Here is a 23546-nt window from a genome sequence, read left to right on the forward strand (position 1 = left end):
ACTGTCTCCTCAATTTATTCCGGCTGGAAGGGCGGTGGGCATAGCCCGACCGCGTTCAATGTCGTACAGCAGTCCGCCGCGACGCGTGTAGACGGCCCAGGTGACGCCCAGGCACAGGATGTAGAAGGCAAGGAAAGCCCACAGGGCTGCCAGCGGTGCTCCGGTCAGCCCGATGGAGGTGCCGTAGGCTTTCGGGATGAAAAAGCCACCATATCCGCCGATGGCGCTGGTGAAAGCGACGATGGCGGCAGCCTCACGCTCGGACTGGCGGCGCTGTTCGTCCGCGTCCTGATCGGGATAGAGGCGCGCGATCTCCTTGCCCATGATGATCGGGATCATCTGGAAGGTGGAGGAATTGCCGATTCCGGTGAAGAAAAACAGAGCCATGAAGCCGGCAAAGAAGACGGCGAAGGATGTGCTCTCCAGCCCCCAGATCACAACCAGAACAGAGGCGATCATGCCGACGAACACCCAGAAGGTGACGCGCCCGCCGCCGACCCGGTCGGCCAGCCAGCCGCTGCCGGCGCGGCTGAGCGCTCCGATCAATGGCCCGAGAAAGACGAATTGCAGCGCGTTCACTTCCGGAAAGGCCAGGCCCGACAGCAGGGGAAAACCCGCCGAATAACCGATAAAGGAACCGAATGTGCCGACATAAAGCAGACACATCACCCAGTTTTGAGTGCGGGTGAATATTATCGCTTGTTCGCGGAAACTCGCGCGTGCGTCGGCCAGATCGTTCATCCCCAGCCAGGCGGCGGCTGTTGAGGCCAGAATGAAGGGTACCCAGATGAAGCCTGCATTCTGCATCCAGATGCGACCACCGTTCGACAACTCCTGCGGCGCGCCGCCAAAGGCGCCGAACACGCCGACGGTGATGACCAGCGGTACCAGGAACTGCATGATCGAGACGCCGAGATTGCCCAGGCCTGCATTCAGCCCCATGGCATTGCCCTTTTCGGCACGCGGGAAGAAGAAGCTGATATTGGCCATGGAGGAAGCAAAATTAGCTCCACCCAGGCCGCAGAGCAGTGCCAGGACCACGAAGATCAGATAGGGCGTTGAGGGGTCCTGCACGGCATATCCGATACCTATAGCAGGAACCAGCAACGAGGCGGTGGATAGCGTGGTCCACAGCCGTCCGCCGAAGATCGGCACCATGAAGCTGTAGAAGATGCGTAATGTCGCCCCCGATAGCGCTGGCAGTGCCGCTAGCCAGAAAAGCCGGTCCTGCGTAAAGTCGAAGCCGATAGCTGGCAGTTGCGACACCACCACCGACCAGACCATCCACACCGCGAAGGCAAGCAGCAGCGCGGGGATCGATATCCACAGATTGCGCTTGGCAATGCGCCTGCCTTTGTCGTTCCAGAATTGCGAGTCTTCTGGTCGCCAGTCGTCGATCACATGCGGCATGACCGTGCGTTCGGGGTCATGGACTTCCGCGAGTTCGGGGAAGTTGGGCAGCCGGTCGAGAGCTGCGCCCTGTGCCTGCCTCTCCATGGCGCGGATCGACATATGCATCCAGCCCAGAGACACCAGTACGGTCAGGAACAGCAGCACGAAGGCAGAGGTCCAGATGCCGGTCACGTCAAGCAATGCGCCGAAGACGATGGGCAGGGCAAAGCCGCCCAGCCCGCCGATCATGCCGACAAGACCGCCGACCGAGCCAACATGGTCAGGATAATAGACCGGGATATGCCGGAAGACCGCCGCCTTGCCGAGGCTCATGAAGAAGCCCAGTCCGAATAGTGTGACTACGAAGGGCCACAGTCCCATCTCGGTCGAGAAGGCGATCGGGCCATCCTTGCCCCGGATTACATAATCCGTTGGCGGATAAGACAGCATGAACAGGAATACCAGCGAGAAGCCGAAGGTCCAGTACATGACGGAGCGGGCACCGAAGCGGTCGGACAGTATTCCGCCATAGGCGCGGAAGATACTGGCCGAGAGACTGAATACAGCCGCAGCGATACCAGCCGTGCGCACATCCACATCATAGACCTGCACCAGATAATAAGGCAGCCACAAAGCCAGCGCGACAAAGCCACCGAAGACAAAGAAATAATAGAGCGAGAAACGCCAGACTTGCAGCTTCTTCAATGGCGCAAATTGCTCGGCAAGGCTTGGCGCGGCAATGCCTTGGGTGCGCCTGGCAACAAGATCTGGGTCGTCCTTGGCCACCAGATAGAAGATGACGCCCATGGCGGCGATGACGCATGCCCAAAGCTCCGCTACCCCCTGCCAGCCCCAGGCGATCAACGCGAAAGGAGCGAGGAAAGTTGTCAGCGCTGCGCCGATATTGCCCATGCCGAATACGCCCAGCGCAGTTCCCTGTCGCGCTTGCGGAAACCATTTAGAGACATAGGCGACGCCGATGATGAAGGAACCGCCCGCCAACCCCACGCCCAGCGCGGCCAGCAGGAAAGTTGGGTAGCTGTGGGCCCAGGTCAGGGCATAGGTCGCTGCGCCGGTCAGGACCATCTGGGCCGAAAACACCAGCCGTCCGCCATAACGCTCGGTCCAAACGCCGAGGATCAGCCTGGTCAGAGAGCCGGTCAGTATCGGCGTGGCGATTAGAACGCCATATTCGAATTCGGAGAGCCCAAGCTCCTCCTTGATGGATAGCCCGATGATGGAAAAGAGCGTCCAGACGGCAAAGCACAAGGTAAATGCGATGGTGCTTAGCCAGAGGGCTTTTTGTTGGTCGTGGCGGCTTGGCGTCATGTGACCCATCATGGCTTGGCTCCCGGTCGAGTTCCGGTGGCTGGCTGCGTCAATTCATGATCATGCAAACATATGCGATGATTCATCGTTATGTAAACATGTGCTATGAAGCCAGTCATTGACTTAAATCAATGGTGCCGAATCCGGTCCGGCAATTGGCTGGTTGCGCAGGTTAAAGCCTATCCGGCCGGTTGATAGAGCGCCCGATAGTGTCGGCCTTCTAACTGGCTGTTAGCGGCATAATGAGTTCCGTGGGTATCCGTTCTATTGGGCTTTTGGCCGTTTCGGGTTCGTCCAGAAGCGCATAGGCACGCTCCATCATTGCCTGCACATTCTGGCGTACCATCACGACCGGAAAATGCAGAAGCTCGATAAAAGGGTCCCAGTCGTAACAGCCGATCGAGCATTTACGAACTTCTTCCACGGGTAGAGTTTTGAGAAACCTGACAATACCTTCAAAGACAATTGTCGAATTCACAAACAGCACGTCAGGCAGTCCATTGCCCTTCTTGTAGATAGAACGGATGGTAGCTTCGGCGATTGCGGGATCATATCCATTCGCCTGAATAGTATCGGGTTGGATGGCGATTCCCGCCGATGCCAATGCCTCCACGAACCCGGCGATACGCGCAGATGTATTATAATCAGTCTCGACACCGCCGATAAAATAATAACCCCGATTCTGGGTATGGGAGCGGTGGATTATTTCAGCGGTCATGCCCCGCGCGCCCTCATAACTGTCACTGATTACTGAAATGCCATGTTTCCCCGGAAGATCGACATTGATATATTTAAGCTGCGCCGCTTCGCAAAGCTTGGCTACGCTGTCTGGATCCGTTGCCCCGGCAATAAACAAGGCATCTACATTGTGTGCAATCAGCGCCTCTACCGTATTACGCTCTTCTTCGGGCTCGCGCAAAGTGCTGACCACGGCGGGCACCAGATTGCGTGAGCGGGCGATGGTTTCAAATGAAGCGGCCAGAGAACTGAAATAGCGGTTATCGAGCATGGGCAAAATCATACCGACCAGTCCCGAACTGGATATTCTCAACCCTCGCGCTTGAAGATTGGTGGTATAGCCCAACTCATCGGCCAGCTTGCGCACTTTTTCGGCTGTCTTTTCGGTAATGCGCCGCCGTTTCCACGAGCCATTCAAGACCGACGCAACAGTTGAAGCCGACACTCCTGCAAGTGCCGATATATCGTAGATCGTCTTTTTTCGTGGGGTCTTCATCAAGGAGGTCACCTGACTTGCGAATGCCGTGCTAACGAGACAGAGAGGCTGTAACGATCATCCAAATTCAATCTGTGTTTAGTTAGCGTCCTTTTTGCTTGACGGCAACGCGACGTTGCGGGATGCTGACACCATCGATGGTGCAACCATCATCGTCGCGATAAGTTTCGAAGTCAATCCATTCGATATGGGCCGTCATTTTGCAAGCGGGGGATACTGAACCGGCAAATTTGCGGTCGCGCATCTGTCTGCTTTCGCACGGCTTGCTGGCGGCAGTAAGCAGGGCGCTGGAACTGTCTGATTTGAATGAGCCTGAGAGGAGAAAACCATGAAAGGTTTTGGTGTTCATACCAGCATGTGGACGATGAACTGGGATGAGGAAGGTGCAGAAAAAGCCATTGCGGCGGCGATTTCATACAAGATGGACTTCATTGAAATTGCGTTGCTCAATCCATCGGCTGTTGATGCTGCGCATTCCCGCGCATTGCTTGAAAAGCATAATCTGCCCGCCGTGTGTTCGCTGGGCCTGCCGGAAGAGGCGTGGGCATCAATCCGCCCGGATGCCGCGATCGATTTTCTCAAACTCGCCATCGATAAAACAGCGCAAATAGGCGCATTGGCGCTTTCGGGTGTTATTTTTGGTGGGATTGGCGAGCGCACCGGGGTGCCTCCCACGGAAAAAGAATACGACAATATTGCACGGGTGCTGACGGCGGCAGCAAAATACGCCAGAGAGCGCGGCGTCGAACTTGGTGTCGAAGCGATCAACCGCTATGAAAATCACCTGATCAACACCGCCAGACAAGCCGTTGAGATGATTGAGCGGGTGGGAGCCGGGAATGTCTTCGTCCATCTCGATACCTATCATATGAATATTGAGGAAAAAGGTGTGGCAAACGGGATTATCGATGCCCGTGAGCACCTGAAATATATTCATCTTTCGGAAAGCGACCGTGGCGTGCCGGGGGCAGGAAATGTGCCCTGGGACGAAATCTACGCGGCGCTCGCCGCTATTGAATTCAAGGGTGGTCTGGCGATGGAAAGCTTCGTCAATATGCCGCCGGAAGTGGCTTATGGCCTTGCAGTCTGGCGGCCCGTCGCCCGCGATGAGGCGGAGGTGATGAATAACGGCCTGCCGTTCCTGCGCAATAAAGCAAAGCAGTATGGTTTGATCTGATAGCTATTGACAGCCGTAGGATTCATGGCAAAATAGTTGCGCAATCGATGGTGCTGGAGGAGCGTGTCGGGACCATGTGCTCATAGGAGGCTGAGCGCGATGTAGCGCATTCTAAAAATCGAAAGCACGTCGAGAATCGCTTTTATCGAGGCGATGACCTGAAAATCAACCATATGGATTTTCGCCGACTATTCGGTGGAGCTGGACTGTCGAACTTTAGAAGACCGTTTCCCAGGGGAGTGAGAGATATGACAATTCGTAAATTTGGAACCGTTAGTATCGCAGCCGTCGCGCTGTCGATGCTGGCAGGTGGTCTGGCGCAGGCAGAAGTAAAAGACGCAACGATTGCGTTTCTGATGCCTGATCAGGGATCGACCCGGTATGAAGAACACGATTATCCGGGTTTTGCTGCGGAAATGAAAAAGCTGTGCGAAAGCTGCAAGGTGATCTACCTCAATGCAGACGGCGATGCCACGAAGCAGCAACAGCAGTTTAATTCTGTTCTGGCGCAGGGTGCAAAAGTGGTTGTGCTTGACGCGGTCGACACCGCAGCTGCGGCATCTCTGGTGAAAATGGCCCAGGGACAGGACGTGAAGGTCATCGCCTATGACCGGCCTATTCCAGATGCGGTATCCGATTTCTATGTGTCGTTCGACAATGAAGCCATTGGCAAGTCGATTGCTGAATCGCTGGTCGAACATCTGAAGGCCAACAAGGTTCCGACCGATAAGGGCGGGGTTCTCCAGATCAACGGATCGCCGACCGATGCCGCTGCCGGACTGATCAAGAACGGCATTCATGCAGGGCTGAAAGATAGCGGTTACAAGACCCTTGCTGAATACGACACACCCGATTGGGTGCCAAGCAAGGCCCAGCAATGGACCAGCGGCCAGATCACGCGCTTCAACGACCAAATCGTTGGCATCGTCGCGGCCAATGATGGCACTGCGGGCGGAGCCATCGCTGCTATGAAAGCGGCAGGATTGCAGCCGCAGCCACCGGTGACGGGCAATGACGCTACCATCGCTGCATTGCAGCTCATCATTTCCGGCGATCAGTATAATACGATCAACAAGCCGTCGGAAATCGTAGCCGCAGAGGCAGCGCGCGTTGCCATGCAACTGCTGAACGGCGAGACGCCCAAAGCGGAAACCACCCTTTATAACACCCCGTCGAAGCTCTTCGTTCCGGTTGTCGTGACCGCCGAAAACCTCAAGGAAGAAATTATCGACAAGGGCATAGCAAAAGCGGAAATGCTTTGTGTCGCCAGCTATGTAGAAGGCTGCAAGAAGCTTGGAATCATGAACTAGCATGTTTGGAAAGCCCGGTCGGAAACGGCCGGGCTTTCTTTTAGAGCGCATCCCGAAAAGTGTGAAACGGTTTTCGGACAAGATGCGCGGTAAAAACAAATAGTTAGAGCGCCGGTCTGATCTGGTCAGATCGAAACGCGCTCTAAGCTATATGTTGTAGTCTTTGGAAATATTTAACTTATGTCTCAGGTTAAAGATATGATGGCTGACGATAAAAAGCCTGTGCTGCGTCTGAGCGGTATATCGAAAAATTTTGGTGCAGTTTCCGCACTGACGGATATTGAGCTGGAAGTTTATCCCGGCGAAGTCGTGGCGCTTGTCGGCGATAATGGTGCGGGAAAATCCACACTCGTCAAAATACTCGCCGGCGTTCATGAGCCGACTGCGGGTACAATCGAATTCAATGGCGAGCCTGTTACGCTCGCTTCGCCCGGCGTGGCGCTTGATCTGGGTATTGCGACGGTCTTTCAGGATCTGGCGCTGTGCGAGAATCTCGATGTCGTGGCCAATATTTTTCTGGGGCGGGAACTAGCTCCTTACCGGCTCGATGAAGTGTCGATGGAGATCAAGGCCTGGAAGCTTTTAAACGAACTTTCCGCCCGTATCCCCAGCGTGCGTGAGCCTGTAGCGTCGCTCTCGGGCGGACAACGTCAGACGGTGGCGATTTCGCGTTCGCTTCTGCTTGATCCGAAACTCATCATGCTGGATGAACCGACTGCGGCACTGGGTGTTGCGCAAACGGCTGAGGTTCTCGATCTGATAGAACGCGTCCGGGACCGGGGCCTGGGCGTGATCATGATCAGCCACAATATGGAAGATGTGCGCGCTGTTGCGGATCGCATTGTCGTATTGCGCCTTGGCCGCAATAATGGCGTCCTTTATCCGGATTCGTCCAACGAGGAACTTGTCGCGGCCATTACCGGCGCCACCAGCAATTCCGTTTCCCGTCGTGCGGAGCGGCGGCAGACAAAAGATACCGATCTACATCGGGGAGATGGGCAATGAGCAACGCCACCGGAAACACGCCATTAGACCGGCAGGATGCCCGGATGCGCAATGATGAAGGGGCGTCGGGTGCGTTGCGCGGCTTTTTTGATCGGGTTCGCACCGGCGATCTGGGTTCGCTGCCCGTTATCATCGGTCTTGCGATTATCTGGACGGTTTTCCAGACGCTCAATCCGGTCTTCCTGTCGAGCAATAATCTCGTCAATCTGCTCTTCGACTGCTCCACGATCGGCGTCATTTCGCTCGGTGTCGTCTGCGTGCTGATGCTGGGGGAAATCGATCTCTCTGTCGGTTCTGTGAGCGGGCTGGCATCGGCGGTTGTCGGCGTTCTTTGGGTCAATAATGGCTGGCCAGTTGCGGCTGCGATTCTGGCGGCGCTGTGCACCGGAGCGTTGGTCGGCCTGCTTTATGCGTTTTTGTATAATCGCTTCAGCATGCCAAGCTTCGTTTCAACGCTCGCCGGGCTTCTGGCTGCGCTCGGCCTTCAGCTCTATCTGCTGGGCAATACAGGCTCGATCAACCTGCCTTACGGTTCCTGGCTGGTCAGCTTCGGCCAGCTTCAGGTGATGCCGCAATCTATATCCTACGGTCTGGTTGTTCTGGCTGGCGCGGCTATGTTCTTCACGGGCTTTCGTGCGGCGAACCGCCGCCGCGTGGCCGGTCTGTCTGCCTCTTCCACGGCTGGCCTTCTGCTCAAGGCGATTGTCATCACCGTCCTTCTGCTGGGGGTGGTCTATTATCTTAATACGTCGCGCGGCGTGCCTTGGATGTTTGGCCTGTTCGTGGCGCTCGTCATCGGGATGAATTATGCCCTGACCCGCACCCGATGGGGGCGCGCAATGCAGGCGGTTGGCGGTAACCGGGAGGCCGCGCGCCGTGCCGGTATCAATATCAATTTCATCTATATTTCGGCCTTCATGACCTGTTCGGTGCTGGCTGCTACCGGAGGGGTTCTGGCCGCGGCGCGGCTGGCATCCTCCAGCCAGCAGGCAGGAACGGGTGACGTCAATCTTAATGCGATTGCCGCAGCCGTTATCGGCGGAACCAGCCTGTTCGGAGGGCGCGGCAGCGCGTGGTCGGCCTTGTTGGGGATTATCGTCATACAGTCCATTGCAAGTGGGCTGACCCTGCTCGATTTGTCATCGGCGCTTCGCTATATGATCACCGGCGCTGTGCTTGCCATCGCCGTAATAGTGGATTCGCTTGCCCGGCGCTCGCGCCAATCGCATGGCCGCGCCTGATATGAATAGTAAAGGATACTGATTGAAATGGCTCAAGAGCTCAGCGGAAAAGTTGCAGCGGTAACAGGTGCTGCGTCCGGCATTGGTTTCGAATGCGCAAAACATATGATCGAAGCGGGCATGACGGTTTTTCTCGTGGATTATGACGAGAAGGCGCTTAAGGAAAAATGCGCCCAACTGGGCGGCAATGCCAAGCCATTGGTTGTCAACCTGCTGAAACCTGAATCCGTCGCCACGATGATGCCGCAAATTCTGGAGCAGGCCGGGCATCTCGATATTTTTTACGCCAATGCGGGTTCATACATTGGCGGGCCGGTATGGGAAGGCGATCCCAACGCTTGGGATCGAATGCTGAATCTCAATATCAACGCGGCTTTCCGCACGGTCCATGCAGTGTTGCCGCATATGATGGAGCGCAAGTCCGGTGACATCCTTATGACCAGTTCGGTCGCTGGTGTTGTTCCCGTTATCTGGGAGCCGATCTACACCGCTTCAAAACATGCCGTGCAGGCGTTTATCCACACGGTACGCCGTCAGGTGGCTTCGCATGGCATTCGGGTGGGGGGTGTTTTGCCCGGTCCTGTGGTCACAGCCTTGATCGATGACTGGCCAAAAGCAAAGCTTGAGGAAGCGCTGGCTGCCGGTAGCCTGATGGAGGCAAAAGAAGTTGCGGAATGCGTGATGTTCATGCTCTCGCGCCCCCGCAATATCACAATCCGCGATCTTGTGATTCTGCCGCAGAGCCTGGATCTTTAAACCGCGCATCATCGGATCGGTCGAAACAATGACACAATATTTTCTCGGCGTGGACGTTGGCACCGGGAGCGCCAGGGCCGGTCTGTTCGATGCGGCAGGGGATATGCTGTCCTCGGCCAAACGCGACATCAAAATCTGGCACGAGGCTGACAATATCGTTGAGCAATCAAGCAATGATATCTGGCAAGCCGTTTGTGAGAGTGTGCGTGAGGCAGTCGCAAAGGCCGGTATTCCGCCCGAAGCTGTGGCTGGTATCGGCTATGACGCGACATGCTCTCTGGTGGTGCTGGGGGAGGGGGGGAGGCCGCTAGCGGTTGGCCCCTCCGGTGATCCCGAGCGCAATATCATCGTATGGATGGATCACCGTGCCGTTGAGCAGGCCGATCGTATCAACGCCACGCAAGCCGGGGTTCTGACCTATGTGGGGGGAACGATCTCGCCGGAAATGCAGACCCCCAAACTTTTGTGGCTGAAGGAAAACAAGCCCGATACGTTCGGTCTGGCATGGCAGTTTTTCGATCTGGCGGATTTTCTTACCTTCAAGTCATGTGGGAGCCTGGCGCGTTCCGCCTGCACGGTGACCTGCAAATGGACTTATCTCAGCCATGAAAACCGCTGGGATGCGGGATATTTTCATGAAATCGGGCTGGGTGAACTGGCCGATGAAGGCTTTGACCGTATAGGGACAGATATTCGTCCCGCAGGCGAATATCTGGGCGGGCTGAGCGATATGGCGGCTTCTGATCTGGGGCTTCGCCCCGGTATCGCGGTTGCGTCGGGGCTGATAGACGCCCATGCGGGCGGGATCGGTACAGTTGGCGCTCGTGGCGCAGCCGGTGACGTGCTCTCGCGCATGGCTTATGTCTTTGGCACATCAGCCTGTACGATGACCACGACGAAAGAGCCGGTATTTGTCGATGGTGTATGGGGGCCTTACCATTCGGCTATGGTTCCGGTCCTGTGGCTCAATGAAGGGGGCCAATCCGCTGCCGGAGCGGCCATAGATCATCTGATCCATATGCATCCTTATTCAGCGGTTGCCGAAAAACAGGCCACCGAAAAGGGAACGGGGCTTGCGGATAGTCTTGCGGCAGAAACGCAGGCGCGCGGCGGCGCGGCGAGTATCGCCGCTATAGTCGGCAGCATCCATGTCGTTCCGGAGTTTCTTGGCAACCGCGCGCCTTTTGCGGATCCCGATGCGCGGGCAATCATTGCGGGGCTCGATCTTGATGCGGGTATCGACGGCCTGATCGGGCTTTATCTCGCTGGCCTGTGCGGGCTGGGCTATGGCGCGCGGCAGATTGTTGAGGCGCAAAAGGCCAAGGGCGTTGTGACGGAAATGATTGTCGTCAGCGGCGGTGCGGCGCGCTCTGCTCTGGTCCGGCAGATTCTGGCGGATTCGACCGGCTTGACGGTTGCGGCCTCAACGTCGCCGGAGCCGGTTTTGCTTGGCTCGGCCATGTTGGGTGCAGTTGCCGCCAATGCTTTTTCTGATCTTGGCGCGGCAATGGAAGCCATGTCGGAACTAGGGGAAGTAATCAGGCCTAATCTAGAATGCGCCAATTGGCATGAGCGACGGTTTGAAGCCTTCACGATGTTGCAAGCGACAATGCGTAGAATCCGCGATTGCTAATCATTCATCCTTTGGGAAATGGTGCTATTTAAATAGAATAGAAGGCATCCAGTTATCTGGATGCCTTCTATTTTTCTGCTTTTCACAAAGGCTTCCTAAATCACATTGCCTGAACCCTTTTCAACGCAGTGTGATTTAGTTTGAGTGGCTCTACTTAATCATTTCGTTGGTGGTTTGCACAAGTGAAGCCAGGCCATCTTCTGGCGTCACATCTCCGCGCATCACCTTGCTAATGATATCGCGTTGTGCACGCCATATGCGGACTGAAGATCCCTTGGGATAGCCTTCCCAAGGCCGCGCGAGGTCCATTTGGGACGCGACTGTCGCGAAACGTGGTTCCTTTTCATAAAAGGGCGCCAAATAATCGGGACCTTGCGCGAGCTTGTTTGTCGGCAGATAACCTGTGGTTTCAACCACGATCGTCTGACCCTGCGGACCGGTCGCGAACTTCAGATATTCCCATGCGGCTTTCTGCTTGGCCGCGTCAGCCGTCAGAATGATGCCAGCGCTGCCGCCGGTCGGAAGACCGCCCGTTTCCTCATCGTTAAGCGGGACCTTGGCCGTATTTAACGCGAACCGATCTCCTACGAGATCTATGATCTGGGCCAGACGTGCGGGCGTGTCGATGAAATATGCCGTCTGCCCGGCCGCGAACTGCTGGCGCGCTTGTTCAAATTCGAGCAAGGTCTCGCCACCCTCGGTCACGATGCGGCGCAGGATTTTAAGGGCTTCAAGGCCTTTTTCATTATCAAAGCCTGCTTTTCCGGTGTCCGGGTCAACGAGCTGTGCACCCTGTTGGCGCAAAATAGTCTGCCAGAGCCAGTCGTCGGGCCAATCATAGATCGTGTAACCAATCCCCGTGACCTTTGGGTCGGCTGTATGAATTTTACTGGCGCGCTCCAGCAGTTCATTCCAATCTCCGGGGATTTCCTTGGGGTCGAGGCCAGCCTTCTCCACCGCAGTTTCATTCACGTAGAGAATGGGCAACGAGGCATTAAAGGCCATGCCATATTTGACGCCATCGACAATCCCCAGTTGCAGCATCGACTCCGAGTAATTTTCCTTTTTCCACTCTTCCGGTTCAGCGTCGAGCAGCGGCTTCAGGTCTATGATCTGGTCGCGCTTGGCGAGCGTGCGGGCAAGCTCCCCCAATAGGTGATAGCCGGGAAAATACATATCCGGCAGCTGATTTGTAACGGCAAGCCGCTGCATCAGCAGATGGCCTTCGTCGTAATCCTTGGCCGGTGCACGGAAATGTATCTTGATATCCGGATGCTCTTTCATGAAAGCCTGTGCAATAGGATCATGAAATTTGGCGAAGCCCGGCTGGGCATACAAAATATCGAGCGTAACGTCCTCGGCCAAAGCGCCGCTCGCCAGCTGCATCGTCATCGCAGCCGCAGCGACCATGGTTGCAAAATGTTTCATCTGTTCCTCCTTTGAAAAAGCGGTTCATCCGCCTGTTTTATTTAACGCCTGTCATAGTGATGCCCTGAATGAACCGCCGCCTGGCCAGCATGAAACAAGCGACCAGTGGTGCCGTGAGAATGGTAGCAGCGGCAGTGAGGGCACCATAATTCGATCCTGTTTCGGCATCGGCGAAAAACAGCATACCCAATGGCGGGGTTGCCAATTGGCTGTCTGAAATAACAATCAGCGGCCAATACAGATCGTTCCAGTGGGCGACAACGGAAAAGACCGCGAAGGCGGCGATAGCCGGTAACGCGCTGGGTGTCACGATGCGCCAGATAATTTCGAACTCGCCCATGCCGTCCAGACGCGCCGCATTGATGATGTCGTCGGGGAAACTGCGGAAAAACTGCCGAAACAGAAAAATCGCGAAGGCGGACAGGAAGAAAGGCACCATTAGCGAGAAGTAACTGTTCAACTGCCCTAGCCACGCAAGAGCAATATAAAGCGGCAGAGCGGGAACCTGGATTGGAATTGCCAGTGCCAGCAAAATCAATATGAAAAGAAGGTTGCGACCGGCAAATTTCAACTTGGCGAGCGCATAGGCGCAGGGAATGGCCACAAGCAATTGCACCAGAAGGATACCGGCGCATACAATCACGCCGTTCAGGGCAAAACGGATCAGGGGCGCGCTATTGAGCGCGAAACTGTAATTCTCAACTCCATAGAACTGCGCAGGCCACAACCGCAATTGCGCGCTGAAAATTTCATTGGGTGGTTTGATCGATGTAACCAGCATCCAGACGAATGGCGCTACTACGAAAATCGCACCGATGATCAAAACGCTATGGACGATAAGAAGCGATAACAGGCTCCGCAGCAGGGTCGCTCCTTTCGAGCGTGTGGTGTAAGCGCGTCTAGATGTTCCTTGAACTACCATCAGTAATGCACTTTCTTATCAATGAGGAAGGTCTGCATTCCCGAGAAGATCAGGACGAATATCAGAAAAACCAATGTCAGCGCCGCCGCATAGGCGGTCGAGAAATATTGAAAGCCTTCGAGATAGATCGCGTAGAGAATAACTTCCGTCGATCCTTGCGGGCCTCCGCGCGTCATTGCAACGACCGTATCGAAGACCTTGAAAGCAGTGATGGAAGTGGTGATCAGCACGAACATTGTCGTCGGTCCCAGCATCGGCCAGGTTACGGTGAGAAAACGGTCTACCGGACCCGCAACGCCGTCTATCTCTGCCGCCTCGTAAAGATCCTTTGGGATAGTGGAAAGCCCTGCAAGGAACAGCACCATGTTAAAGCCGACCAGCTGCCATATGCCGATGATCGCCAGAGTGGGCAGCGCATAGGCCGGGTCGCTCAGAAAGTTGACAGGTTGGAAGCCCATCATGACGATGATCGCATTGATGGGACCCAAAGAAGGATGGAGAAGGAACTTCCACACCGAGGCCATCGCAATCAACGTTGCGGTGACGGGCAGAAAGAATATCACTTCATAAATTGACCGGCTATGCTTGCGTCCGTGCACGAGCAGGGCAAAAAGCAACCCAAACCCGACGGACCCTGGAACGACAATTGCTACATAAATAAAAGTGTTTACCAAAGATCGCCGGAAGGCGTCGTCCTGTAAGGCGTTGGAGAAATTCTTTAATCCGATAAAATGCAAAGACAAATTACCGAACTGGTAGTCGGTAAAGCTTAGCACTGCCAGCACGAGCAAAGGAATAATATGAAGTAACAACAAGAGTAGAAATGCCGGAGCGGCAAATCCGAATCCTCTTATCTTGTCGAGGAATTCTCGAAAAGGCACATCGTTTTTACGAGGCATGACAGTGGTTTCAGCCATAGCTTGCTCTCCCGGCTATGGCGCCTTTCTTGAGCGAGCCTTTTTGCCGAACCCGCTGGCCGTCTGTTCCGAAGATGTGGCAAAAAACTGGATCAAATGTAAGTCTTGCAGCGTCTCCCTCAGTCAGGCCCTCATAACGAGCCTGCACTCGCGTCACGAACCCGGTCTCTTCCAGGCCGATAACATCAAAATGGTAGAGCAGCTCCGCTCCAAGATTCTCGATCCGGCGTAGGCGAGCATCGAGTGCGGCTCCCATTTCTGGCCCCCTTGTTGCGGGATGGATGCTCAAGTTTTCTGGTCGTATACCAATCGTTACCTGGCTACCCTCGGGTAAATCAACCGCTATACCTGCATCATGTCCCTGTATTTCAACACGGCCATTCGAGCCGATGTTTGCGGGCATGGTGTTGATCACGGGACTGCCAATAAAACGGGCGACTTCCAGATTGGCGGGCGTTTCATATAGTTCGGAAGGGGTGCCAAGCTGTTGTATTTTTCCGCCGTCCATCATGGCCACCCGATCCGACATGGTCATGGCCTCAACCTGATCATGCGTAACATAAATGAACGTGGCGCCCATTCGCCGATGCAGATCAGTTAGTTCCGTACGCATATGGACACGCAATTTCGCATCCAGATTGGACAAAGGCTCGTCCATGAGGAAGGCGTAAGGATCCCGCACCATTGCACGGCCAAGCGCAACGCGTTGTCGCTGCCCGCCTGAGAGCTGGGCTGGCTTGCGATGCAGCAGAGAGTCGATTTTCAGCAACTCGGCAACTGATACCACCTGGTCCGTGATTTCGCGCATTACGCTTCGCCGGCGTGGCGACAGATGTTTTATTAGTGGTAATCGCTCGAACAGGCTGAGCTTCTGCACGGTCAGCGGGACAGCAATATTGTCGAAGACCGTCATATGCGGGTACAGGGCATAGCTCTGGAATACCATCGAAAGCTGCCGTTCGTGCGGGCGTAAATGGTCTACTGTCCGACCCTCTACGGCTATGGTTCCGGATGTCTGGCGTTCAAGTCCGGCAATGATGCGGATCAGCGTGGATTTACCGCAGCCCGAAGGACCTACGAGGGTCAGAAATTCGCCGTCGCGAATAGAAATATTTATGTCCTCGAGAACCCGCTGGTTGCCGAACGACTTGGTGATATTATGAATATCAACCTGGGACAAAGGCTTTCCTCCAATTGCCTTATCCACACTTACAACCTTTACGGTTCTGAGCGTGGCTTATATTTACCGGGGCGGGTATACTTCGGCCACGACATCATCGATCCACATCTCTTTGAGCTGAGGCAAATGTATGCGTTCGAAGGTAACGTCCCGGCCAGAAAACATATAACTCACTGCGCCAAGTAGTTTTTCCCCGCCAAGTGGCGGTTGCATTTCCGGGCCAACGACGAAGGCTGCTGAAGGGCACCAGACGAACTGTATGTCATCCAATGTGAAATCATGTGAAAGATGTAAATGGCCGCTGGCGATCAGGCCCACGTCGAAGTGCTCGACCAGCGCGTGTAAACGGGCGCGAGGTTCTACCTTCACCGACCAGTAGCCATTATCCGCATCATTCCAGCTATTGATAAACAGGGGTTGATGGGAAAACCATGCGATGCGGCGGCCAGCGGCTTCGGCCATCTGTTTTTCAAGCCAGCGAAACTGCGCTTCTTCTTCCGGAAGGCCCGAGCTGAAGATCATTGAATCGAAGCCCAGCAAGCGCCAGTCTTCAATGTCCTTCACCCAGTGATCTGCGCCGAAATATCGGTTCCATCGGGCCAGCCTCTCTGCATTGACAGGCTGATGCGGATTTTTCGGTTCGCCAACGTCGTGATTGCCGGGGATCACCAGCATAGGGGCCGCAATATCCCCCATAAGCTCACGGCAAAACAGGAAATCATCTTCCACATCGGCACCGTCGACGCTGATATCACCCGAATGAATGATGAGATCAGCTGTTTCAGCAGCAATCCAGGCAGCCAAGGGCTCCCAGTTCTCGTTAAAATGAGCTTTACCGCGACCCAGATGCGTATCTGTGATTTGTATCAGGCGAACCATAGGATTGCGACCCCGCTGGCGGCTATTGTGCCATACGCTAATTTACATTTGTCTATTAGGCTTTGCAAATGCAGCAGGTTATTTCGATGTTTATATTCCATGTCGGACCTTACAGTTCGGCCTTCTTGTTTTCACCAAAGCGCTAGCGGTCGGGCTACATGACGTCATCCTTTACCCAGCAAGTCATTTATCGATTGTAGTGCGGCGGGTAATTCGGTTGCTCCCTCGACAACATGCAGGGCGCCGTCGGCAGACAACAAGGATGCCCGACCGGGGCGAGGGTCGAATGGATCGACAAAGCCCACCGCGACCATACCGGCGGCCACGGCCGCCGATACGCCGTGGGGGCTATCGTCGATCATTACGCAGTGTTCGGGGCGGGCACCGAATTTTTCCGCACATAGCTGAAGCAAGTCGGGGGCGGGCTTGGGTCTCGCCACCATTTCGGCACTGAAAATATCGGGGTTGAACTGATTCCACAGCGTTAACCTACCCAGGCTTTTACGTAATCTCTCCAGCGTACTGTTCGATGCGACACATTTGGGTCGGTCGATACTGGTGACGACATCGATAATACCGGGCATTGGTTCTAGCGAGCGGGCAAATTCGTCGAAAAGCCGCGCATGCCAATTTTCAAACCGTGCGGCGATATCAGTAATATTGTATTCCTTCTCACATACCGCGCGTATGATTGATTCCGAGCTACCGGTAAATCTCACATGCGCCTCTTCAGCGGAAATAGGAACGCCCGCTTCCTGAAGCATTTCTGCCAGAGTCCGGCTTGCAATCGGCTCGCTGTTGATAAGAACGCCGTCGCAATCAAAAATCACGAGATCGATATTGTCCAGCAAGCCAATATTCCCGGTGCCTGCATTCAATATATCAGCCAAGTTCGTATCACGCATAGCTGGTTTCCTGTGGCGTACTGCACCCAGTTCGCCAATGATAGGCAAACAAAATCCCTGATCCCCGCTTGGCGAGTCTTAAAAACATTTCGAGGCTCCTCCCTCACTGTTGCCGTATAGTAGCCACGGCTCTTTCATATGTAAACAGCCATTTACACATGAAAGGGTGACGGTGAGCAGATGCACGAAAATGAATTTCGTGATACTCGCTGGAAAATGAACAAAACCGCTCTCGCGGTTCATTAGAGCGCGGCATCCTTTGTGAGGGCTGAATGACAAACGACAGAGTTGTTCCTCAAATTATGGCTACATCCTCTGATGAGCAAATGCAGGTGCGGGTGGTTTGGCTTTATTATATGGAGGGGCGTACTCAATTAGAAATTGCAGATACTCTTTCTACAAACCGTCTGCGCGTAAACAAAATTATTGCCGAAGCTCGCAAATCAGGGTTGGTAACGATAACTCTGAATTCAAAACTGACATCGTGTGTTGAGCTCGAACAACAGCTTATGGCTGATTTTTCTCTCAGCCATGTAACGATAATCCCCACTCCGGAAAATCCAGAATTGATTCCTGCCCTTCTAGGACAGGCAACTGCCGATTATCTTGTGCAGCAGATCAATACGACAAAAATTACCGGTATCGGCGTTGGCTGGGGCGCGACGCTTCGGGAAACGGTCCGGTGCATGCCAGCATTAAAACGGCCGGACATATGCGTTAATTCTGTTATGGGCGGGCTTACTCATGGTATTGAAATCAACACATTCGATATAGCGAGCGATATGGCGCGCCAACTGAGCGCTCAATGCGCATATCTTGCCGCCCCAATTTATGCTGGAAGTCCAAAGTCGCGTGACGCGATTATAAGACAGGACGTCTTCGAGGAAGCATTTCGGCGCATCGGGGCGAATGATATCATAATCCTCAGTATAGGAGATATGACGGATCGTTCGCTTTTGATGCGCTATGGCCTCCCCACCGATGTGACAATAGACGAGCTTCTGGCGGCTGGTGCATGCGGCGACGTTGTTGCGCAATTCATGGACTGTTATGGAAAGCCCATCAAACACCCCCTCAACAAACGCGCTATTGCTCCTTCATTTGAGGCACTCAGAAAGGTTCCCCGTGTTGTTTTCACATCAGGCGGGTTAAACAAGGCTAATGCCATAGCAGCGGTGCTTTTAGCGGGTATTGGCAGCGTGCTCCTCTGCGACGAAGAAACCGCGCGGCGCGCTAGAGATATTGCATTAAAGCTCAAAGAAGATACTTGCTCGTCATGAGTGGCAGCGCTGTTATATTCTGGTTGGTTTAAGAAGGCGCTGATGCGCAATAACAAATCTCTAGTGCGGCAAAAGCCCTCCTCTTCGATGCAAGATGAATAGCTGACAAACCTGTAAACATAACAAAGTTGCGTGTAGAGCAGTTTGCGGCTTGCATGATAACAAAACCGCACGTATCGCCATTAATCGAGGGAGCTAGAAAATCGTGGATGTCCAACGATGATTGGAAATGGAATGATCGATACACAGACCGATGCATTGTATGACCTCCCGTCCGACGAGAATGTAACGACCTCGACTTGTTGATCTACTACGTGTTCAGGGGAGGAACTGAAATGTATCGTAAATATCTTATGGCTTTGTCTGCTGCGGTTTTCGCGACGGTCACTCAGGCGCAGGCGGAAGACGTGGTCAAGCTCGGCATGGTCGTTGAGCTTTCGGGGCCAGGTGCTCCAGCGGGCACGAATTGGCGTGATGGTATTAAAATTGCCATTGACGAAGTTAACGCCGATGGCGGTATTCTAGGTAAGAAAGTGGAACTGAGTGAGTACGATACTCAGACTGATCCGCTTGTATCCCGCGCATTGGTCCAAAAAGCTATCGATGATGGCGCTTATGCTATTCTGGGCACAATCTATTCCGGTTCGACAATGGTGAATATGTTGGTCGCCCAGCAAAACAGCATCCCGCAGTTTGTGGGATCGGAGGCTCCAAGTATCGTCGAGAAGGGAAACCCGTTTGTTTTTCGCACATCCACCGGTGCCCAAAAGGGTATTCCCGCACTGACTTCTTATTTCACGGACACGCTGAAGGCCAAGAAAGTTGGCGTCGCTTGGCTGAACAATGAATTCGGCAAAGGCGGCCATGACGTTTTTGTTGAGGAAATGAAAAAAGCGGGCATTGATGTCATCATCGATGTTGCCTCCGAACAGGCCCAGACTGACTATGCTGCTGACGTTGCCAAGTTGAAGCAGGCAGATCCAGAAGCAATTTTTGTCTATATGAATCAGGAAGAATCAGCACGTTTTCTAATCGAAGCCAAAAAACAGGGGCTAAGCATGCCGCTGGTGGGTGAAGTGACTTTGACTGAGGCGAAAGTGGTTGAACTTGCCGGACCTGCCGCAGACGGTGCGATTGCACATGTTGGTATTACTGCTGCGGCAACTGATATTCCAGCCATTGGCGAGTTCGCTGAGAAATTTGAAGAAACCTTCAAGCGCAAACCGACACATGACGCGCTCAAGGGCTATGTGGGTGTTTGGACAACCAAATATGTCACGGAAATGGTTGGCGAACTTGACGGCGAGGCATTTGCGGAAAAGATGCACGGCCTTTGCCTGAAAACGGACGATTATCCTAAAATCGCCCTCGACACATGCTGGGATGATCATGGGGAAATGTCACGTCCAAGCTTCATGGTACAGGTGAAGGACGGTGTGCCTACTGTTATCGGCACTGTTCCGGCTAACTAACTAATCCTTTCAGCAGCGCGGCGGCTTAGCCGCCGCCTCGGATAGGCAGCGTAATGTCCCAGTTTTTACAGGTTTTGTTGTCCGGTCTTGCTACCGGTTCTATCTATGCGCTTGCCGCGATAGGTTTTACGCTGGTCTGGCAGGCTGCTCAGACTGTAAACTTTGCGCAAGGCGAATTTGTAATGCTGCCAGCCTTTTTTGTGCTGGCAGCGATGGGCATCTTCGGGATGCCATTCTTGCCAGCTATGCTGATCGGGCTGGTCGCTGCGCTGATCGTTCTTGGCCTCCTGTTCAAGAAGCTGATCGTGGAACCCATTCTTCCTCACGGCGGCATCACACTGATTATTGCGACCATGGCCCTGGGTATCTTTCTGAAAGAAAGCGTGAAAGAATTCTATTCAGCGGAAGCGCAGCCTTTCCCGTCCATGTTTCCAAATGATCCGATTGACCTGTTTGGTGCTGTTTTGTCCCTGAGAGACATGCTGAATCTCGGGTTGTCGCTCGCAATCGTTATTTTGCTGACGCTGTTTCTCAATCGGACGCGCACGGGGCGCTGTATGCAGGCAACGGCGCAGAATCCGGCAGTGGCAGAAATTCTCGGCGTCAATGTCAAACGGATGATCCTCTATACATTCCTGATTAATGCGGCCTTGGCGACCGTTGCCTCCTATTTGATCAGCCCGGTCTATCTGGCAAAGTTCTCCAACGGCGAAACGCTTGGCCTTATCGCCTTTATTGCGGCCATCGTCGGCGGCTTCAACCAGATACGCGGGGCGCTTGTCGGTGGTTTGCTGATTGGTGTTCTCGACAATCTGACGGCAGCCTATGTTACAGCGCAATACCGTGCGGCTGTACCTCTCGTGTTGCTGATCGTGATTATTCTTGCCCGTCCGCAAGGCATTATGGGAACGTCGGAAGGAAGGGCGGTATGATGATCGCGCAGAAGCGTAATATATCGATCGCCGTTCTTCTGTTTCTTGCGGGTCTGGCCCCATTGGGGCAGGGCAATTATATTATTTATGTCCTCACATCCTGGCTGATCTTTTCGATAGCCGCGATGGGACTCAATCTGACGCTCGGTTATGCAGGGCAGATTTCGCTCGCGCAGGCATCTTTTATGGCAATTGGCGCCTATGCCACTGCCCTTCTGACCCTTGCCGGATGGCATTGGCTTCTAGCCATGCCTGTAGGCCTCTTCCTGTGCTTCATAATAGGTCTGATTCTTGGTTATCCGGCCTTGCGCGTCAAAGGTCACTTTCTGGCTTTTGTCACGCTGGCATTCAATACACTGGTCTTTCTGGTTCTGCGGAATGAAGAATGGCTGACAGGCGGCAATTACGGCCTGGTTGGAATGCCGCGTCCTGATCTTGGGCTGTTCTCGACCGCCAAGGGTTTGCCGTTTTACTACTTCACTCTTGGAGTAACAGTGATTGCGGCGCTGATCCTTTGGGGCATCGTTCGTTCGCCGTGGGGGCGTGCGTTCAAGGCCTTGCGCGAAAACCCGATACGGGCGGAAAGTCTCGGTGTCGATACGCGCCGTATTACTTTGCTGGCCTTCGCTATCGGCTCGGTTTACGGCGGTCTCGCCGGATCATTGATAACGCCGCTTGTCCAGTTTATCGAGCCGGGATCATTCAATATCGCACATTCGTTGCGCATTCTGCTTATGGTCGTTGTCGGCGGAGCCGGCTTCTTTTTCGGCCCGTTTATTGGTGCGGCAGTTGTGATCTTGCTGCCGGAAATGTTGCGTTTCACCGAAGGCTACTATCTGATTATCTATTCGGGGTTGGTTATCATCATGCTGGTCTTTGTCCCTTCCGGTTTGATTGGAATATGGGGCAAGGTTCGTGAGAAACTCTGGCCGAAGCATCAGGTTCGCGGTGATATGAGCGAAGGAGCGCGGCTGAAATGAATAGCCCAGTACTTTCCGTGCGCAGTATCTACAAGCGTTTCGGCGGTATTCACGCCGTCCAGGATGTATCCTTTGATGTCAATCAAGGGGAAATACTCGGCCTGATCGGGCCGAACGGATCCGGTAAATCGACGCTTTTCAATTGTATTCTCGGTCAGCTTCAGCCGAATGGCGGTGAAGTGCGCGTTAACGGCAAGGATGTTTCCGGAATGCGCGCATCCGATCTCAACAAGCTTGGTGTCGGACGCACCTTCCAGCAGCTTTCAGTTTTCCCGAAAATGTCGGTGATTGAGAACATCATTCTTGCCGGACAGGAGCATAAAGGCACAATGGCATCGCGGCTCTTCGGGCAGGGCGATGCCGGCTTGACTGATGAAGCAGAACAGATGATTTCGTTCTTTCGTCTTGATCATCTGCGTGATGAACTGGCCGGTTCGCTTTCCTATGGCCAGCAAAAGCTCGTGGATGCTGCCATGGCGTTCATGGCGGGTCCCAGCCTCGTTCTTCTCGATGAGCCAGCTGGCGGCGTCAATCTGACGATGCTGGGCAATCTCAAAGACAGGCTCATTGCATACAATGCCGAACACGGAACGACCTTCGTCGTGATCGAACATAATATGGAATTTGTCATGAGCCTTTGTACGCGCATCATCGTATTGGCGGAAGGGCGCGTCATTGCTGAAGGATCGCCTGAGGAAATCCGGTCAAACCAGATGGTCATCGACGCTTATCTGGGAGGGTGAAATATGCTTGAGCTTAAAGATATTTACGGCGGGTATGGCAAGATCACCATTCTCAATGGCGTGTCGTTTTCCATTCCGAAAGCCTCAATCACGACTGTTATCGGTCCCAATGGTGCAGGTAAATCAACAGTTTTCAAAGCAATTTTCGGCCTCTTGAGCATTCAGTCCGGGCAGATTTTGCTCAACGGACAGGATGTCACGCGCAGCGCACCGCGCCATATGATTGCCAATGGCGTAACCTATGTGCCGCAGGGGCGTAATGTCGTTCCACAGCTCTCAGTCTACCACAACCTTGAACTCGGGGGCATCACCTCGCCCGATCAGGCCAAAGTGCGCGAGCGTATCGAACTGGTGATGGACCAGTTTCCAATGCTGCGTCAGTTCCGTGATCGCAAAGCTATTGAGCTATCCGGCGGACAGCAGAAGCAGCTTGAAGTGGCGCGCGCTCTACTACTTGATCCAAAGCTGATCTTGATCGACGAACCATCCATCGGTTTGTCCCCCAATCTCGTGCAGGAAGTTTTTCAGACACTCACTCGCCTGCGGGACCAGGGTGTGACGATTCTCATGGTGGAGCAGAACGCAAAAGCAGCCCTTGCCGTGTCCGACTATGGCCTTGTTCTCGAACTTGGCCAAACGCGCATGCATGATGAAGCCTCTAAACTTCTCGCCGATCCTCGTGTAGGGCAATTGTTCCTTGGTGGACACGTCGAGCATGATGCCGCAAAAACCTGACGAAGCGCATGAAACTGGCAAGTAGCTTGTCGTGGCGTAGTATTGCGCCGCAGCGGCCAGTAAATCTGGACAGGGCTTCGAAAGGTCCTCAGCACA

At 54.1% G+C, this 23546-nt stretch carries 21 protein-coding genes; 12 read left to right on the forward strand and 9 right to left on the reverse strand.

Going from position 1 to position 23546, the window contains the following annotated elements; genetic code table 11:
• Positions 1–9: 9 nt before the first annotated feature.
• The 3 genes from KUG47_RS16815 to KUG47_RS08840 all read right to left on the reverse strand — a co-directional run bounded on the left by KUG47_RS16815 (position 10) and on the right by KUG47_RS08840 (position 4304).
• The gene (locus KUG47_RS16815; protein WP_305855228.1) at positions 10–2730 is read right to left on the reverse strand and encodes a nitrate/nitrite transporter; all 2721 of its coding nucleotides are present in this window, start codon (positions 2728–2730) and stop codon (positions 10–12) included.
• Between the two features lie 211 nt (positions 2731–2941).
• Positions 2942–3955, reverse strand: coding sequence for a LacI family DNA-binding transcriptional regulator (locus tag KUG47_RS08835; protein WP_217677596.1), 1014 nt, complete (start codon positions 3953–3955; stop codon positions 2942–2944).
• 82 nt (positions 3956–4037) lie between these two features.
• The gene (locus KUG47_RS08840; RefSeq protein ID WP_217677597.1) at positions 4038–4304 is read right to left on the reverse strand and encodes a hypothetical protein; all 267 of its coding nucleotides are present in this window, start codon (positions 4302–4304) and stop codon (positions 4038–4040) included.
• Between KUG47_RS08840 and KUG47_RS08845 the strand changes: the two genes are divergently transcribed.
• The 6 genes from KUG47_RS08845 (at position 4284) to KUG47_RS08870 (ending at position 11077) form a co-directional block, all read left to right on the forward strand.
• The gene (locus KUG47_RS08845) at positions 4284–5132 is read left to right on the forward strand and encodes a sugar phosphate isomerase/epimerase family protein (protein ID WP_217677598.1); all 849 of its coding nucleotides are present in this window, start codon (positions 4284–4286) and stop codon (positions 5130–5132) included. The genes KUG47_RS08840 and KUG47_RS08845 overlap by 21 nt on opposite strands.
• 299 nt (positions 5133–5431) lie before the next feature.
• Positions 5432–6442, forward strand: coding sequence for an ABC transporter substrate-binding protein (locus KUG47_RS08850; protein WP_217677799.1), 1011 nt, complete (start codon positions 5432–5434; stop codon positions 6440–6442).
• Positions 6443–6640: 198 nt separating this feature from the next.
• Entirely contained in the window at positions 6641–7447 is an 807-nt protein-coding gene (locus tag KUG47_RS08855; RefSeq protein ID WP_422718071.1) for an ATP-binding cassette domain-containing protein, read from the forward strand.
• Entirely contained in the window at positions 7444–8688 is a 1245-nt protein-coding gene (locus tag KUG47_RS08860; protein ID WP_217677600.1) for a sugar ABC transporter permease, read from the forward strand. The genes KUG47_RS08855 and KUG47_RS08860 overlap by 4 nt, the downstream gene beginning before the upstream one ends.
• A gap of 27 nt (positions 8689–8715) precedes the next feature.
• Positions 8716–9444, forward strand: a complete 729-nt coding sequence (locus KUG47_RS08865; RefSeq protein ID WP_217677601.1) for an SDR family oxidoreductase — start codon at positions 8716–8718, stop codon at positions 9442–9444.
• A gap of 28 nt (positions 9445–9472) precedes the next feature.
• Complete coding sequence (locus KUG47_RS08870) at positions 9473–11077, forward strand: FGGY-family carbohydrate kinase (protein WP_217677602.1); 1605 nt, start codon at positions 9473–9475, stop codon at positions 11075–11077.
• 150 nt (positions 11078–11227) lie between these two features.
• Here the strand turns inward: KUG47_RS08870 and KUG47_RS08875 are convergent, their stop codons facing one another.
• From KUG47_RS08875 to KUG47_RS08900, 6 genes are all read right to left on the reverse strand, one after another.
• Positions 11228–12505 (reverse strand): ABC transporter substrate-binding protein, encoded by a 1278-nt coding sequence (locus KUG47_RS08875; protein WP_217677603.1) that lies wholly within the window; start codon positions 12503–12505, stop codon positions 11228–11230.
• A 37-nt stretch (positions 12506–12542) separates the two neighbouring features.
• The gene (locus KUG47_RS08880) at positions 12543–13427 is read right to left on the reverse strand and encodes a carbohydrate ABC transporter permease (RefSeq protein WP_217677604.1); all 885 of its coding nucleotides are present in this window, start codon (positions 13425–13427) and stop codon (positions 12543–12545) included.
• Positions 13427–14326 carry a carbohydrate ABC transporter permease gene (locus tag KUG47_RS08885; protein WP_254799482.1) on the reverse strand — a complete coding sequence of 300 codons (900 nt, stop codon included), beginning with the start codon at positions 14324–14326 and terminating at the stop codon, positions 13427–13429. Before KUG47_RS08885 ends, KUG47_RS08880 begins: the two co-directional genes overlap by 1 nt.
• 10 nt (positions 14327–14336) lie before the next feature.
• On the reverse strand, positions 14337–15524 hold the full coding sequence (locus tag KUG47_RS08890; RefSeq protein ID WP_217677606.1) for an ABC transporter ATP-binding protein: 1188 nt from the start codon (positions 15522–15524) through the stop codon (positions 14337–14339).
• A 63-nt stretch (positions 15525–15587) separates the two neighbouring features.
• Positions 15588–16403: a metallophosphoesterase family protein gene (locus KUG47_RS08895; protein ID WP_217677607.1), complete on the reverse strand. Its 816-nt coding sequence runs from the start codon at positions 16401–16403 to the stop codon at positions 15588–15590.
• A 164-nt stretch (positions 16404–16567) separates the two neighbouring features.
• Positions 16568–17308 carry an HAD family hydrolase gene (locus tag KUG47_RS08900; RefSeq protein ID WP_217677608.1) on the reverse strand — a complete coding sequence of 247 codons (741 nt, stop codon included), beginning with the start codon at positions 17306–17308 and terminating at the stop codon, positions 16568–16570.
• Between the two features lie 272 nt (positions 17309–17580).
• On the opposite strand from KUG47_RS08900, the gene KUG47_RS08905 reads away from it, so the two are divergent.
• From KUG47_RS08905 to KUG47_RS08930, 6 genes are all read left to right on the forward strand, one after another.
• Positions 17581–18588, forward strand: a complete 1008-nt coding sequence (locus KUG47_RS08905; RefSeq protein ID WP_217677609.1) for a sugar-binding transcriptional regulator — start codon at positions 17581–17583, stop codon at positions 18586–18588.
• A 335-nt stretch (positions 18589–18923) separates the two neighbouring features.
• Complete coding sequence (locus KUG47_RS08910) at positions 18924–20060, forward strand: ABC transporter substrate-binding protein (protein WP_217677610.1); 1137 nt, start codon at positions 18924–18926, stop codon at positions 20058–20060.
• Between the two features lie 53 nt (positions 20061–20113).
• On the forward strand, positions 20114–20992 hold the full coding sequence (locus KUG47_RS08915) for a branched-chain amino acid ABC transporter permease (protein WP_217677611.1): 879 nt from the start codon (positions 20114–20116) through the stop codon (positions 20990–20992).
• Positions 20989–21972 carry a branched-chain amino acid ABC transporter permease gene (locus KUG47_RS08920; RefSeq protein WP_422718072.1) on the forward strand — a complete coding sequence of 328 codons (984 nt, stop codon included), beginning with the start codon at positions 20989–20991 and terminating at the stop codon, positions 21970–21972. The genes KUG47_RS08915 and KUG47_RS08920 overlap by 4 nt, the downstream gene beginning before the upstream one ends.
• Positions 21969–22715 (forward strand): ABC transporter ATP-binding protein, encoded by a 747-nt coding sequence (locus tag KUG47_RS08925; protein ID WP_217677612.1) that lies wholly within the window; start codon positions 21969–21971, stop codon positions 22713–22715. Before KUG47_RS08920 ends, KUG47_RS08925 begins: the two co-directional genes overlap by 4 nt.
• A 3-nt stretch (positions 22716–22718) precedes the next feature.
• The gene (locus KUG47_RS08930; protein ID WP_217677613.1) at positions 22719–23450 is read left to right on the forward strand and encodes an ABC transporter ATP-binding protein; all 732 of its coding nucleotides are present in this window, start codon (positions 22719–22721) and stop codon (positions 23448–23450) included.
• Positions 23451–23546: the final 96 nt, after the last annotated feature.

The sequence above is a fragment of the Falsochrobactrum tianjinense genome, assembly GCF_019100495.1.
Classification (GTDB): Bacteria; Pseudomonadota; Alphaproteobacteria; order Rhizobiales; family Rhizobiaceae; genus Brucella; species Brucella tianjinense.